The 13,924-nt window shown below is 69.1% G+C and carries 12 protein-coding genes and 1 pseudogene; 6 read left to right on the top strand and 7 right to left on the bottom strand.

The window, feature by feature from the left end; translation table 11 throughout:
• Positions 1–478 precede the first annotated feature (478 nt).
• The gene (locus GTY56_RS40185) at positions 479–652 is read left to right on the top strand and encodes a hypothetical protein (RefSeq protein WP_202511185.1); all 174 of its coding nucleotides are present in this window, start codon (positions 479–481) and stop codon (positions 650–652) included.
• A 166-nt stretch (positions 653–818) separates the two neighbouring features.
• Here the strand turns inward: GTY56_RS40185 and GTY56_RS35670 are convergent, their stop codons facing one another.
• Complete coding sequence (locus GTY56_RS35670) at positions 819–1,055, bottom strand: hypothetical protein (protein ID WP_161369425.1); 237 nt, start codon at positions 1,053–1,055, stop codon at positions 819–821.
• Positions 1,056–1,512: 457 nt separating this feature from the next.
• Here GTY56_RS35670 and GTY56_RS35675 point away from each other — a divergent pair, with 457 nt between their 5' ends.
• Positions 1,513–1,884 (top strand): hypothetical protein, encoded by a 372-nt coding sequence (locus tag GTY56_RS35675; RefSeq protein WP_161369426.1) that lies wholly within the window; start codon positions 1,513–1,515, stop codon positions 1,882–1,884.
• Between the two features lie 256 nt (positions 1,885–2,140).
• On the opposite strand, the gene GTY56_RS35680 is transcribed toward GTY56_RS35675, so the two are convergent.
• Positions 2,141–2,437, bottom strand: coding sequence for a hypothetical protein (locus tag GTY56_RS35680; protein WP_161369427.1), 297 nt, complete (start codon positions 2,435–2,437; stop codon positions 2,141–2,143).
• 583 nt (positions 2,438–3,020) lie between these two features.
• Positions 3,021–3,299: a hypothetical protein gene (locus GTY56_RS40975; protein WP_161369429.1), complete on the bottom strand. Its 279-nt coding sequence runs from the start codon at positions 3,297–3,299 to the stop codon at positions 3,021–3,023.
• 79 nt (positions 3,300–3,378) lie between these two features.
• Between GTY56_RS40975 and GTY56_RS35695 the strand changes: the two genes are divergently transcribed.
• From GTY56_RS35695 to GTY56_RS35705, 3 genes are all read left to right on the top strand, one after another.
• Positions 3,379–4,134, top strand: coding sequence for a GntR family transcriptional regulator (locus GTY56_RS35695; RefSeq protein ID WP_161369430.1), 756 nt, complete (start codon positions 3,379–3,381; stop codon positions 4,132–4,134).
• A 792-nt stretch (positions 4,135–4,926) separates the two neighbouring features.
• A complete protein-coding gene (locus tag GTY56_RS35700; protein ID WP_161369431.1) occupies positions 4,927–6,450 on the top strand; it encodes a hypothetical protein in 1,524 nt (507 codons plus the stop codon).
• On the top strand, positions 6,443–9,115 hold the full coding sequence (locus GTY56_RS35705) for a hypothetical protein (RefSeq protein ID WP_161369432.1): 2,673 nt from the start codon (positions 6,443–6,445) through the stop codon (positions 9,113–9,115). Before GTY56_RS35700 ends, GTY56_RS35705 begins: the two co-directional genes overlap by 8 nt.
• A gap of 374 nt (positions 9,116–9,489) precedes the next feature.
• Here GTY56_RS35705 and GTY56_RS35710 read toward each other — a convergent pair whose 3' ends face one another.
• A complete protein-coding gene (locus GTY56_RS35710) occupies positions 9,490–11,106 on the bottom strand; it encodes a glycoside hydrolase family 43 protein (RefSeq protein ID WP_161369433.1) in 1,617 nt (538 codons plus the stop codon).
• Between the two features lie 178 nt (positions 11,107–11,284).
• Between GTY56_RS35710 and GTY56_RS35715 the strand changes: the two are divergent.
• Positions 11,285–11,455: pseudogene (locus tag GTY56_RS35715) on the top strand (transposase); the annotation flags it as partial.
• A gap of 138 nt (positions 11,456–11,593) precedes the next feature.
• Here the strand turns inward: GTY56_RS35715 and GTY56_RS35720 are convergent.
• The 3 genes from GTY56_RS35720 to GTY56_RS35730 all read right to left on the bottom strand — a co-directional run bounded on the left by GTY56_RS35720 (position 11,594) and on the right by GTY56_RS35730 (position 13,816).
• Complete coding sequence (locus GTY56_RS35720) at positions 11,594–12,004, bottom strand: Pycsar system effector family protein (protein ID WP_161369434.1); 411 nt, start codon at positions 12,002–12,004, stop codon at positions 11,594–11,596.
• Between the two features lie 64 nt (positions 12,005–12,068).
• Positions 12,069–12,779 carry a TIGR03943 family putative permease subunit gene (locus tag GTY56_RS35725; protein WP_161369435.1) on the bottom strand — a complete coding sequence of 237 codons (711 nt, stop codon included), beginning with the start codon at positions 12,777–12,779 and terminating at the stop codon, positions 12,069–12,071.
• The gene (locus GTY56_RS35730; protein WP_346345657.1) at positions 12,776–13,816 is read right to left on the bottom strand and encodes a permease; all 1,041 of its coding nucleotides are present in this window, start codon (positions 13,814–13,816) and stop codon (positions 12,776–12,778) included. Before GTY56_RS35730 ends, GTY56_RS35725 begins: the two co-directional genes overlap by 4 nt.
• Positions 13,817–13,924: the final 108 nt, after the last annotated feature.

The following is a 13,924-nucleotide window of genomic DNA, read 5'->3' on the forward strand; positions in this document are numbered from 1 at the left end:
GTGGCTGGGGCGGTCGGCTCCACGGCTTTAGGCAGCCACCATGGGGCGAGCCTCGAAGATCATGGCCCCAACGTCGTGCTTTAACGGGCAGGTCCACAGACTGCCCGACTCGCCGGAAGCTTACGGGGCCATGATCACTCGCCCCATGGCAGCTCCCGCCCAAAGCCGCTCCACCGACCGCTGTCAGTGCCTACCGGTAGCCTGAGAGGTTTGACGCCATCCCCATATCTAGTGGTTGGATGCTCTGACACGCCCACAAGTTGTGGTCGCTTACGCCATTCGGGCCCTAGTAGGCGCTATCCTTCTCGACAGCGCGAAACGACCCCAGTTCAGAAGTGCTGACACGGGGTCGGTACTTGCTCGAACTGGGGTCGCGATGCGTTGCTAGGCGCCTGACGACCCTACATGGCTCTTCCCCTCCTCCAGAAGGGCGGGGTCGGCATCGAGCGGTATCCAGCTCGAAAGGTAGGTGATCCAGATGGCAAAGAGCCTCAAGCCGGGTACGCCGGCGCCGAAGTCGGGGCAGTACAAGGTGCCCGGCACCAAGACCGAGGTGACGGCAGTGAAGGGGAAGCCCCTTCCGCCTACTCCGAAGGCTGGCCAGGGTTACACGCTCGTTGACCCAACCAAGCACAAGCCCAAGAGCAAGTGAAAATGGGGGCAGGCTCTTCAGAGTCTGCCCCCAGACCTCGGTCCACCCTGCGGTACAGCAGCGGGTACAGCAACCTGCACCCCTCTGACGACTACCACGCGGCCGCTTCGGTCTGACGCCAACGGGCCCGGACAACGCTGGTCACCCGGGCCCGATCCGCTTGCGATCAAACGATGTGAACGCGCTCCAAGTTGCCCTGCTCGTCGCGCAAGAGCACTTCCTTGCCTTCCTCCATCTGTTCGGCTAGGAAGCCGTAGACCTGTACGGAGCGGTTGATGACGTCCGTCTTGGACAGCCCCGTGATCCTCATCAACTTGCCGACTGCCTGCGCAGCTGCCGCGATCAGGGTCACTGTGAAGCGCTCGTTCTCGCGCACGGCCTGAAGGCCGGTTGAACGAGTCACGTGCACCTTCCTCTCTGTTGCGTCCCCCGACTCCACATATCTTGTCTCTTTGCTTTCTGATCACGTCCCCAGATCTTCTGTCAAGCGGAGGCAGCGCCCCCGGCGACCTCCATCATCGCACGGAAGAACCGAAAGTGCACCAGATCGGTGCGTGCAGCGCACCACAATTTTGGGTTGCAGGTGCATTACGGGTGAGAGCAGGAGTATGCTCCCAGGCAGCCGCTCGGATCAGCCGAGCTCATGAATGGCTACTGGGGGTAGCGAATGTTGGACGTATCGCCTGCACTCACCATCGATCGCCAGGGGGACCCGCCCTAGTCTGGGCATCCCCCTGAACGCGTGGTGAGTCCCGTGGCGACCGTGGCGGACCAAGGACGCAAGTCCAGCGGTCGGCTACGTCCACCGAGCTCAGATCTTGGCGCTCGGTTTGCCCAAGGGACGAAAGGATCCACGACCCGTGTCGGATGTCGTCATCCCGGCAGAGTTGCCGGAGGACGAGGAACAACCCTCGGAACGAGCCGAAGTTCGCATCTGGATCAGTCAGGATGAGCCACCAGAGGCACCCACAGAGGGCGCGTCTGTAAGCTTCAAGATCGAGAAGCTGGGCGTCGAGGTCGGGATGAATGTCCCGCCCGAAAACGCCGGGCAGCTGATGAGCAGTGCCCCACTCCTGTTGGGCATGATGAGCTCCGCGGCGGGACCGATCATCCTCCTGCAGGTCACTGCGAACCTGGAGATGCACTGGAGCACGAAGTTCGCTCTTGCGCTGATCCTGGCAATCAGCCCGTTCGCCTATGTGCTCCTCGGTAACAAGCGCAACGAGATCTGATCTCGAAGCGCAACCCCCAGCTCCTACTGAAGAACGTGCGCCACCTAGTGCCGGGTCCATAAGGGCCCGGCACTTCCTCCTTCTTTCGTGTCACGGGGCGCCCTCCCGGGCCGTCCTCGGGCCGTGGAAGGGCACTCAACGATGACCAACGTCGACAGCTACCGACAGCTCAGCAGCAGGTCAGGACGTTGATCGATAAGGCGGCCGCAGGTCACGGCCGCCGATGATCAGTTGTGGCCGAGCAGCACCGTTCCTCTCACGGGCGTCGAGGCGCGACGGGACTACGTCCGCGGCTTGTCGCTACACGCAACACGTCTCGTAACGCGCTGGTCAGTTGGGCAGCAAGAAGGTTCAGCTCCTCCGGGTCTTCGGTCTCGTCGTCGAGTACCTGACGGGAGTGCTCCAGTAGTTGGGAAGCCATGCCGAGTTGAAACGCCTCGATGTGGTCCGCCAGGCGGGAGACGTAGCCGCCTTGGTCATCGGTGCTCAAGTAGCACGGTTTGCCGTCCGGCCCCGCCCACGGGAGAAGCCTCAGTTCGTCCCGTGTCGTCATCCCCGCGTGAGCCTCTCGGTGATCTCGGCGTTCGGTGCCGGCGTGCCGGTGGAGGCCGACTCGTTCACCGCGTGGCTCCCGGGCCCGGACTGACAAGGCGCCGAGTGACACAGGCAGTCGCAAGCCTCGTAGATCAAGGGCAGGTCGACCGGCGCCACTTCCGGAGAGGACTCCGCGCAGGCGTGGTGCGTGCCGATCTGGCAGGCAGTCGAGCGGTACGAGGTGTCCTCGCCAAGAGTCTGTCGCTGCGAGGGCATCAGCGGACCCCCAGGAGAGTCGACCAGGCGTCGGTCGGCAGCTGGGGAGCGATGACAACCGCCGGGTGCCGTCGCGCGCGTTCTTCGTGAGCCAGAACGTACGGACGGACAAGTGCGGTGTCCTCACCCCGGAGCGGCTGCCAGTGCCCCGCCCTGTCGAGAGCGTGGTCCCGGACGACCGTCGACTCGTCAGCGAATGCAGCAGAAGCGGGAGCAAGCATCGGCCGAGACGGCCGTAAGGGGCGGCGGTGCCTGCCCTTGGGGAAGTATCGCGCTCTGGTGAGCGAGGTGGCACGGCGGATACGGTTGAGCACGCTGGTCAGCTCCTATCGCTGATGGCCCGGTCCCCCGACATCGCCCGTCGTGGGGACCGCTTTGCGTACGACCGCCCAGAGGGTGCGGTCGTTCAGGCTGGTGGCGAGGAGCCCGAACCGGTCGGCCTCAGCCACCGCCTTCAGGACCTCCCGCCATAAGTCGGCGGGGAGTGATTCAGGTACCTCCGCCTCGACCGAGATGTGCCGGTCGTGCTCCTCCAGGCACGCAGGAAGCCCGAGGTCGGACAGTCGGGCAGCGATGGCTGCCGCGCGGACTCCCGAAGCGGGCACAGGGCAGCCTCCGTTAACCGGCGATCACTTTGAGTGAAGCTAGTTAACTAGGTTAGAGCTAGTGAACTAGATTTTCCATATGCCTGAGCAGCCGCCCTATCTCCGCATCGCCGACGAACTCCGGCGGCGGATCGCGGAGCACGTGTGGGAGCCGGGGGACCGGCTGCCGTCGCGCGCTCAGATCGGCCAGGAGTGCGGCGTCGGAGAGAACGTGGTCCGCCGGGCGCAGGAACTGCTGATCTCCCAGGGGGTGCTGGAAGGCCGCGCCGGATCGGGAACCTACGTCGCCGAGCCCCGGCAACGGGTACGTGTCGTCCGATCGTCCGCGCGCGAGCAGCCGGCGAAGTCGCCTTTCCGTGCGGATATGAAGGCCCTGGGCAAGCAAGGCGACTGGGAGAGCAGGACCGACGCCAAGGTGCCGGCCCCGGCCGACATCGCCGCCCGACTCGGAATCGCCGAGGGTGACCTGTGCGTCCGGACCACGTACGAGTTCCTCGCCGACGGCAGGCCGGTGCAGCTGTCGACGAGTTGGGAGCCGTACGACCTCACCGCGGGGACGCTGGTCGTTCTTCCCGAGGGAGGCCCGCACGCCGGGGCCGGTGTCGTGAACCGCATGGCCGCGATCGGTGTCACCGTCAGCCACGCCGTGGAACAGCCGGAGCCACGACAGGCGACCGCCGAGGAAGCCTCACTCCTGGGCGTCCAGAAGGCTGCACTCGTCACGCACATCCGGCGGACGTACTACAGCGACGCCGGGCGCCCCGTCGAGACGGCGGACATCGTCGTGCCCGCAGCTCACTGCGAGATCGTCTACGAGATCCCGATCAACCGGTAGGCACAGGCACTCGACTACCGCGTGACCATCATTGGTGCCGTGAGCAGCCGGAACCCGAAGGCCCCTGAGTGTCTAACTGCGTGACAACGCACGCGAACAGTGACGGACAACCGCGCACACCTGCGGACCATCGCAGCAGGTGAGAGGCGCACCGGCCCAAGGCCAGCCGCCAACCCAAGTTGCTTCGGGACGAAGAGGTCGTGGGTTCAAATCCCGCCACCCCGACAGTGAAATACCAGGTCAAGGGCCTGATCCACCGAGTGGATCAGGCCCTTCCGGCATCTCCGGTGATCGTTTGGGAGAAACCTGGGAGAAGATCCTGGTCGGCTTCCCCCAGGATCGGTCTCTGGTGCCGTGCAAGAGCGGTGCTCGGGCATACTCGAACCCGCGCGTTCGCGAATCCAGGGCTCCGCACTGACCGGGCACACCAGTCGCGCGTCGCGGCGCTGTGCTGCGAGAAGGACGAAGTGCGCTGTAACCGCCAAGGTGTGTATGGGCGGGAGGGGCCCGCCCGCCTGTAGAGGGAATCGGCCCCGCCGGCTTGGCCACCGAGACGATGGCTGACGATGTGAGCGCCGGATGGGAAGGCACGACGAGTCCAGGCGAAACAGTCGTGGGTTCCTTTGATACTGATGATTATCAGACTCTGAGCACCGATTCCCGCCAGCTGTCGAGGGTGTCCTGTCCGGCCGTGTGATGCACATCCGAAGTGCCATCGGCTCGCGAAGAGATGCGCCAGAATGGCGGATCGGTTTCCCGAGCGGAACAGCGCTGAGGGGGTGGCAGCGGGACATGGCCGAGCGCATGGTCACCGTCGGTGGAGAGAGGATATCCCCGGAGCTCGTGGACGGACCGGGGTGGAGCCGCCCCGGACTGGACGTCGCCGCGGGCCGTTATCCGCTCTCGGTGGAGCGGCACGTGGCGCGCATGGTCGATCACCTGGTCCCCGGAGTGACCACGCAGACGCCGCACGGGCGTTACTACGCTCTGCACGGGCTGATCGCGGCGGAAGCCGAGGCGGAGGATCTGACGGTCCCGGCTGCGCAGACTCTGCTGCGCCGCGCGGAAGTGGCCTTGGCCGCCGTGTCGTTCGCGCATCATCCGCAGGCTCTGGACTGGCTGCCGCGTGCTCACGGGGTGGATGCCCTTGCCCGGCGGCTGTACTCCGGGACGGTCACCCTGTCCGAAGCCGAGGTCCCGGGCAAGAACGGGTACGTGGGCAACTCGTGGGGGTTCTGGGCACCGTACGCCGGATCCGAGGTCGCCCTCGGCATCCTCGGCGCGGGACCCATGCCGGTTCCCGGACCGCGGCTGGACACCGCGGCACTACGAGCCGGGCTGGGAGGGCTGCTCGAACTGGCCGCCGAGGACACACTGGACGTGGATGATCTCGCCTCCTTCGGCGACCGGCTGTGCGTGTGCGTGGGCGGCGAGCATCCTGACGGGGCGTGGCTGGCGAACCTGATGTGCGAGCCCGGTGCACCGGCCGAAGCAGGCTCCCGCTCGGCGACACGGCGACAGACGATTCAGCTTCTGGCTCGTGTGGTCGCCGCACATCCCGTCCGGTACTTCACCCGGGACATCGGCCATGTGCTCGCTTTCGGCGACTTCCTGACCACCGATCCCGTGACCAGCGGGATCGACGCGGCCGGTGCCTGGCGCGGAGTGGTGCTGCGCAACTACTCCGTCGGAGCCTGGCGCCGCCTGTGGTCCTGGCTCGTGGAGCAGGTGGACGGGCTGGTGCCGATCGAGGACGTGGCCGACCGCTTCGCCGCGCAGTTGCCCGACACGACGGTGGACGCGTTCCTGTCCTCCCTTCCCGCGACGCGGAGCACGACCGGGGCGCCGTTGCCCGCCGAGCACGACCTGCGGTGGGCGGACGACCCGTTGCCCCTTGCAGAGCTACGGGTGCTCGCCACCGGCGCCCGCCGGGTGGACGAACTCACCGGGCGGGTCCGGGACGCGTTCCTCGGACAGCGCGGAGTCGAGTTAGGCCCGGAATGGGTCCAGCGGCGGCTTGACGAGGCGCGGCCCATGAACCTGCGTGACGTCGCCCGCCGACTCACCTACGACCTGGTGGCGCGGTCGCAGCGGATCGCGCTGACCAAGGCCCGCCGACGCGCCGACGGCACGCTGTGGTTACCGACCCGGCTGCACGAGCGGGGCGGACTGCTGTACCGGACGAGCAAGGAGGGCCGTGGTGACGTCGGCCTTCGGCTGGACCAGCTCGGGACCGTCCTGGCCACCTGCGGAGTACTGCAATATCACGACCAGCACTGGTCGGTGACCAGGAGCGGGAGAGCTCTCGTTGACTGAGACCGCACCGGCACCGGGACCGGTGGAGCCACCCACCGCGCTCGCCTCGCCTCTGACCCTCATCCTCGACGAGGAGCGCACGGGCGGCGGGAGCCTCGAAGAAGCCCTCTTCCTCAGCTTCACCGCCGATCTCGGCTTCTTCGAGGAGGTCGCCCTCGGCGTCACCCAGGCCACCGGCGCACGCGTCACCGTGGCGGGAGACGTCTCCATGACCCGGAACGATCCCCGGTCCGTCCGGCGGGCCGGCCGCAGCTACCTCGCCGGTCTGGCCTACGCCCACGGTGCCGCGTTCCATCCCAAGCTGATGGTCCTCGCCGGACCGGAGCACGCCACCATCGCCCTCGGCTCCGGCAACACCACGCTGGCCGGCTGGCAGGCCAACGCCGAACTGTGGACGGTTCTGCGGGTGGACGGCGAGCAGAGTCCCTCCGCTGTTCCGGAGCTGTCCGCATGGCTGCGCGGCCTCCCGGACAAGGTGAGGTTCTCCGCCGGAGTGCCACAGGCGCTGGGGCGGGTCGCAGCGCTGCTGGACCGGCTCCACCGCGACAGGACACCTGCGGCGTCACAGGTCCGCGTCGTCAGCAGTCTGCGCTCCCCGATCATCGATCAGCTGCCGCAGGGGCCCGTCGACGAACTGGCCGTGTTCGCGCCCTTCCACGACCGGCGCTCAATGGCACTGCGGCGGCTGCTCGAACGCTTCCGTCCGAGCCGGTTCACCCTCGCCTACCAGCCCGGACTCAGTGACCTCGACGGTCCGTCGGTCGCCGCCCTGGTGAAGGAGTACGACGGACGCGTCATCAGCGACAACGACCAGCGGTACCGCCACGGGAAACTCGTCGAGTGGGTCTCCGAGGGGCAGCGTTGGGCCCTGACCGGCAGCCCGAACCTCTCCGCCGCGGCCCTGCTGCTTTCCCAGGATGACGGCGGCAACTGCGAACTCGGCATCATCGCCCCCATCCCCGCCACCCTCCTTCCGGACGGCACCGACGAGCCCGCCGCCCGGCTGCACACGGTCCCGCCCCTTCCCCGCCCCATCGCCGGCGGTGGACCACTGCTGATCGGTGCCCTACGGGTACCGGACGGCCTGGAGATCAGCGTGGCCCGGCCTCTTTCCGACACCGCTCACCTGGAGTTGTCTCAGGCCGCAGCACCGCCGGAGGCATGGGAGCGCATCGCCGACATCCCGCCCGGACAGGCCACGCTGACGGTGACGGCTCCGGCCGATGCCGGCAGCCGTGTGCGCCTGGTCGTGGTCGACGGCGACGGCGTACCGAGCTTCGGCAACATCGTGTTCGTCGTCGACCCTGACCGCGCCCTGCGCCGAATGACCCCGACCCAGTCCCAGACCCCCACGACACGGCCTCCCGACCTGTTCACGGATCCCCGGCTCGCCGAACGGTTCCTGGGCGACCTGGAAACCCTCCGTACGGGACTGACCCCCACCCCAGCGGGCGTATCCGCGAGCAGCAGCACTGGCGGTGCGGTCACGACGGCCCCGCTGGACGGCGACGAGGACGGCTGGGAGCGCTATCTGGACGAATGCGCCGGACGCGTCGGACACCCGCTCACGCGCTTCGCGCTGGGACTCCCCCTGCCCACCGACATCAGCACGCCTTTTCAGGACCTGCTGCCCGTCTCCTGGGACGAGCGGTTCACCGACGACATCGAAGCCGCCCTCGACGATGACACCGCGGAGACCGTGGCGGCAGAGTACGACCCCGAGGCAGCCGGTGCCGATGCGAGCAGCGCCGCCACCCTGCCCGACCTCCGGCAGGCCGACCAGGAAGTCCGCCGTAGATACCGGCGCTGGGTGGAGCGCCTCGTCGCCCTCGCTCCCCACTTGGGCCCACCGGAGCGGATGCTCGTCGTCCGGCTGACCCTGTGGACCGTCGCGGCAGGCGCCTGGCCGCCGGCGCGCACCGACTGGGTGCCACTGCTCTCCCGGGCCGTCCGTGCACTGAACCGAAACGACCTCACCGAGCGGATCGAGCCCCAGGTGGGCAGCCTCGCCGCAGTCGCCCTCGCCGTGCTCCGAAGCCACGCCCCGCGCTACGAGATCACCCCTGAGACACTCGCCTTCAACGAAGCCTCCCAGGCAGTCGGCCACCTGCTTCCCGCAGTGGACTCCGCGTACGTCACGGAGTACACGACGCTGCTCGACACAGCCTTCGGCCCGGCCGTGGACCCGGCCGCCGTGCTCGATGTCGCGTCGGACGTCGTCCAGGACGATCCCCTCGCCGACGCCGTATGGTCCCTCGCCGAGAAGGGGCGCGACGTACACCGGCACGCACGGCTGCTCCTCCATGTCACCGGACGCTTCAGCAACCCCGCGCTGGTGGCACTCGAAGCGGTGGGCGCCGCCGAGGACGCGCCCCTGGTCGGAGCCTGGGCCGACTCGGGCTCGGACTCCGGCGGGGGAGCCTGGGCGCTGGTCGTCTGGCGTCGGCCCGACCTCGTCGTGGTCGATGCCCGTCGGCCCATTCCCCTGTGGCGGCATTACCGGCTCACCGGGCTGGTAGGCCCCAGAGCCCTCGCTGCACAACGCGGGTTCGAATCTGCCGCCCCTGTCCCCCACGGCCCCCGCAACCAGCCTTTCGAACTGGCTCAGCAAGTCCTGACGGACCTCGGCTTGGTCGGACCGCGGCCACCACACTGCGAGCAGTAGCCCGTGGTGGCGCGAGCGATGGGCATGGACCGGCCGCTGAAGCGGCGAGGGACCTGCGGGTCTGGGCTGGTCACGCCATCGTTGCAGGTTCCCGGAGGACGCCGGCGTTCGCTGAACACCGACGGTTCCTCCAACCTCACCGGCGCGACCGCAGGCGGACCGCTGCCCCTCCAGAGCGCGGCCTCAGACGGTTCGCAGGACTGGCGGCTCGTCCGGGGCACCCGGCGCGGCGGCTCGTGACGCCTGCATCCGCGGGCCGTTGAATGGCTTGGACGCGGCGCCTCCTGCTCTCCGCAGAAGGCGCCGCGTCCCTGCCTCCTCGTGGGGCCTGCCGATGAGACTGAGCGGTGCAACGGCAGGGGAGGCCAAGCCGTTCAGGGGGTGGACAGCTCGAATCGCGTCACGCGGACCGAGCCGCCCAGCGCCTTCGTGGCGTGGTTGAAGAGGGCGAACCGGTAGCCCATGAAGAACCGCCAGTCGTTGCCCATGGTGAAGGCGGGGCCCAGGCGGGTGAAGGTGACGCCGTCGGTGCTGTACGAGAAGGTGCCCGGCCGGGACGCTCCGGGCCGGATGTCGGCGTTCGCCCGCAGCCAGAGGCGATCGCCCGGCACGTTCGCACTCGCCCGCTCGATCCCGGTGCCGGTGGTGTTCCAGTTGCCGTCCATCGTCAGGCCGTCGACCATGACCACCCGCGTTGCACTCCCGTCCCGCTTCAGGCCGATCCAGGCGGAGGAGTTGCGCAGCAGCGCGAGCCCGGCCCGGTCGCCGTCCCGCATCGCGGAGTGGTCGAGCTGGACCGTTGCCGTGGAGGTGGGTCCCTGGATGCGGTGGGTGAGGGTGTTGCGCGCCCAGTAGAGGTCGTTGGTGACCGTGGCGGTGCGCAGGGTCAGGCCGTTGTTCACCGACCAACGGCCGTTGTCCGGGTTGTGGTTCCACTCCCACCTGGGCTTGAGGACCGTGCCGTCGAAGGTGTCGGCACCGGTCAGGGGAGTGACCTGCCGGGGTGGCGGCGGTACGACCGGGGTGGGATACGACCTGCCCCACGCGCCGTTCACGAGCTGGACGACCGGCCAGCCGTCCGAGGTCCAGGTGACGGGCGCCAGGGCGGGCATACGCCCGCCGGGGTAGGCGTCGACGAACGCCATGTAGTACCAGGCACCGTTCTGGGTCCGCACCAGCCCGCCCTGGTGCGGAACGCCGCCGCCGGAGATCGGCCCGGGCAGGTCGAGCAGGACCTGCCGCAGGGTGTAGGGGCCGAAGGGGCCACTGGTGGACCGCAGGATGTACTGGCCGTTGGCCGGGCGGGTCAGGAAGATGTAGTAGCTACCGTTGATCTTGTAGAAGCGGGCCCCCTCCAGGGTGCCGATGCTCGACGGGGTGCTGAACACCTGCTGGGCCCGCACCTGGCTGCGGCCGTCCGCGGACAGCTGGGCCACGCTGATCGTGCCGTTGCCGTACGCCACGTACAGGGTGTTGTCGTCGTCCACCAGCAGGCCCGCGTCGTAGTACACCTGAGGGAGCGTCGCGTGCCTGCTCCAGGGTCCCTCGACGGAGCGGGCCGTGTACACGTGGGTTCGGGCGAAATCGATCTGGCCGAGCCAGTAGAACGTCCGGTCGGCGGGGCGGTACGCCAGGGACGAGGCCCAGATTCCCCTGACGTAGCCGCGTCCGCCGTTCAGGTCGTACTTGGCGCCGAAGTCGAGGACGGGCACCGCGTGGCCGGCGATCTCCCAGTTCACCAGGTCGTACGAACGCAGGACGGGGGCGCCCGGCGAGTAGTGCATCGTCGAGGCGGAGCAGTAGTAGGTGTTGTCGACGCGGATGATGTCGATGTCCGCGAAGTCCTGCCAGATCACGGGGTTCGTGTAGGTCGCGGCCGGTCCGGCCGCGGCTGCTCCCGCCGTGCCGTGAGGCAGCAGGGCGCCGGCGGCCAGGCCGCCGGTCGTGGCCAGGGCCGCTCGCCGACTGAGGATGTGACCGGTCCATGTCATTCGAAATCCGCCTTGGGAGTGGGGGCTGCCATGAAAGGGCGGGTGGACTGTCTGTTCTGTATGTCGAACGTCAGCTGTCCTGTCGAACGTTCTGGATGATATGAGCAACACCTGACGGGTCGTCAATACATCTCGCATCATTCGATGCCGTCGGCGAAAGGTTTCGCTCCACCCTCGGGTGGGGTCAGGACGGGCGGGTGCCGTCGTCCAGCGCCACTGCGTGAACGCCTCCAGGCCGGCCGTGCCCCCGATGCGGGGCACGGCCTGGCGGGACCTGCCCGAACGCCATGGCCCGTGGAAGACGGTCTACGAACGCTTCCGGCGCTGGTCAGCCGCCGGAATCCTCGACCCGAGCAGGCCCTGCCACCATCGCCTGCCCACAACTCTGGCTCCCCTGTCACCAACGTCCCGGGACAGCACACCTAGGGGGTCCGCAAAGTCGCGGCGCCCGCCCTCCGGGCGAACGACGTGACTTTGCGGACAGCCCTCAGGAGAGCACTCCCGTCAGCGTCCCCGCCGACGTCAGCGTCAGGAAGAGCGCGCCCCACCCCATCGCCTGCCGTATGCGGCGGTGCCTGATGCACGTCGTGCGGGTGAGGAGCTGCGGGGGGAGCCCGGCGGCCGGGGCCGGGTGGGGGCGGCTCGCCAGGCTCAGCAGGACCAGGGACGGGGCGCAGGCCGCGCAGCCGGTCCAGAGGAGGAGCTGGGGGATCGTGGCGTACTGGGTGGGGGTGATGACCCCGGCGGTGATCGCGGTCAGGAGGGCGGTCAGGGCCGCGCCGAGGGTGGCCAGGGTCAGGCCGGCCCGGTGGTCGGCCCTGGCCAGTTCCGCGCGGACCGCCTCGGGCAGGAGCGGCGGTCGGCGTTCCGCCGTGTGCTCGCCGTGGAGTGTGCTCATGCGTACTCCTCGCTGATCAGCGGTGTCCCCCGAGTACCCCAAAGGGGGTGCGCTACACCGGAGTTCAGCTGTTCCACGTCTCGTCGTACGGATCGTGCGGGGTGGGGACCGGTCTGGCGGTCGTCACCTTCAGGTACGGGATCGGGCCGCCGTTGACCGGGTCCTTCATGCGGCGGGGGGTGTAGGTGCCCGTGATCTCCAGCCAGGTGTCCGGCCGCAGGACCGGGGGGATGGCGCCGGTCAGTGCGATCTTGACCGGCTGGGCGTCGGCCGCGCAGCAGTTGAGGCCCATGCGGACCAGGTAGGGGGTGCCCTTGCGGTCCAGGGTGACGAAGCCGGTGATCTTCAGCCGGCGGTCGTGGAGGGAGCGGCCGCCGTCGTAGACCGCGCGGCCCGCGTAGTCGGCCACGGCGAGGCGCAGGGGTGCGTCGCCGGCGGGGAGGGCCGGGAAGCCGAACGGTTTCGTCAGGGCCGTGCCGGTGTGCGCGGCGCTGTAGGAGCCCAGGGCCGGCGGGGCGACCAGGATCAGGGCGAGGACCGGGAGCGCGAGGAGCCAGGAGACGCGGGGTTCGCGGTGATGGTGGTGGTCGTCGGCGGGGGTGCGGCGGTCGTACCAGAGGGTGGCGGCCGCCGTGGCGACGAGGACCCCGCCCGCCAGCAGGACCATCGGGCGCAGGCCCTCCTTGACGTAGCGCAGGTAGAGGTCGGTCGTGCCGGCGTGCAGGAGGGTCGCGCCGAGCAGGAAGAGGAGGGCCGTCTGGGCCAGGCGGTTCACAGCAGGACCGTTCCGGTCAGGGCCGACACGACGACGGCCAGGGCGAAGGTCGCGGGGGCGAAGCGCAGGGCGAAGGCACGGCCGAAGGTGCCCGCCTGCATCGCGAAGAGCTTCAGGTCGATCACCGGGCCGACGACCAGGAACGTCAGACGGGCCGTCAGCGAGAACTGGGTCAGGGACGCCGCCACGAACGCGTCCGCCTCCGAGCAGATGGAGAGCAGGACGGCCAGGACCGCGAGGACCAGGACCGACAGCACGGGGTCGCCCGCCGCGAGGCTCAGCCACTGCGCCGGGACCACGGCCTTCAGGGTCGCCGCGGCCATCGCGCCGATCACCAGGAACCCGCCGGCGTGCATCACGTCGTGGCGGACCGAGCCCCAGAAGGCCGCTCCCCTGCCCCGGCCCTCGTACGACGCCCGGGCCGGGGGCCGCAGCCAGTCCGTGCGGCCGAGGCGGTGCCACAGCCAGCCCATCGAGCAGGCCACCAGCAGGCTCGCGACGAAGCGGGCCAGGACCATCTCCGGGTTGCCGGGGAACGCCACGGCCGTCGCCGTCAGCACGATCGGGTTGATGGCGGGTGCCGACAGCAGGAAGGCCAGGGCCGCGGCGGGCGTGACCCCGCGGCGGACCAGGGCTCCGGCCACCGGCACGGACGCGCACTCGCAGCCCGGCAGCACGGCGCCCGCCGCGCCCGCGACCGGGACGGCGAGGGCCGGGCGCTTCGGCAGGGCCCGGGCGAAGAACGACGGCGGCACGAACACCGCGATCGCCGCCGACAGCAGCACCCCGAGCACCAGGAACGGCAGCGCCTGGACCATGACCGCGACGAACACCGTCATCCAGCTCTGCATCACCGGAGCGGCCAGGGCACCGCGGATGGGGTCCTGGAACATCACCGCCGTGAGCAGCAGGAGCGTCAGCAGGAGGGGGGAGTTGAGGTACCGGCCCTCTTCCCCGGGGCCCGCCTCCCCGCCGCCGTCCGTCTCGGGGTCGCCGCGCTCGCCGCTGCCTGGCGGGACGGTCTTCGTGATGGCCACGGGCGCGGTACCTCCGGTGGTGCGCGAGGGCATTCCCCATTCCCTCCCCTTGCCTACGGACGCCGACGGCCGGGCGTTCACACGCCACCGTCCCCTTCTGGAACCCGT

Origin of the sequence: Streptomyces sp. SID5643, from assembly GCF_009872555.1 — a bacterium.
Taxonomy (GTDB): domain Bacteria; phylum Actinomycetota; class Actinomycetes; order Streptomycetales; family Streptomycetaceae; genus Streptomyces; species Streptomyces iakyrus.

Bases quoted from the DNA above. Each gene is read 5' to 3' on its own strand.
- GTY56_RS35695 (WP_161369430.1), top strand. From the start codon at position 3,379: ATGCCTGAGCAGCCGCCCTATCTCCGCATCGCCGACGAACTCCGGCGG.
- GTY56_RS35680 (WP_161369427.1), bottom strand. From the start codon at position 2,437: ATGACGACACGGGACGAACTGAGGCTTCTCCCGTGGGCGGGGCCGGAC.
- GTY56_RS40185 (WP_202511185.1), top strand. From the start codon at position 479: ATGGCAAAGAGCCTCAAGCCGGGTACGCCGGCGCCGAAGTCGGGGCAG.
- GTY56_RS35700 (WP_161369431.1), top strand. From the start codon at position 4,927: ATGGCCGAGCGCATGGTCACCGTCGGTGGAGAGAGGATATCCCCGGAG.
- GTY56_RS35720 (WP_161369434.1), bottom strand. From the start codon at position 12,004: ATGAGCACACTCCACGGCGAGCACACGGCGGAACGCCGACCGCCGCTC.
- GTY56_RS35710 (WP_161369433.1), bottom strand. From the start codon at position 11,106: ATGACATGGACCGGTCACATCCTCAGTCGGCGAGCGGCCCTGGCCACG.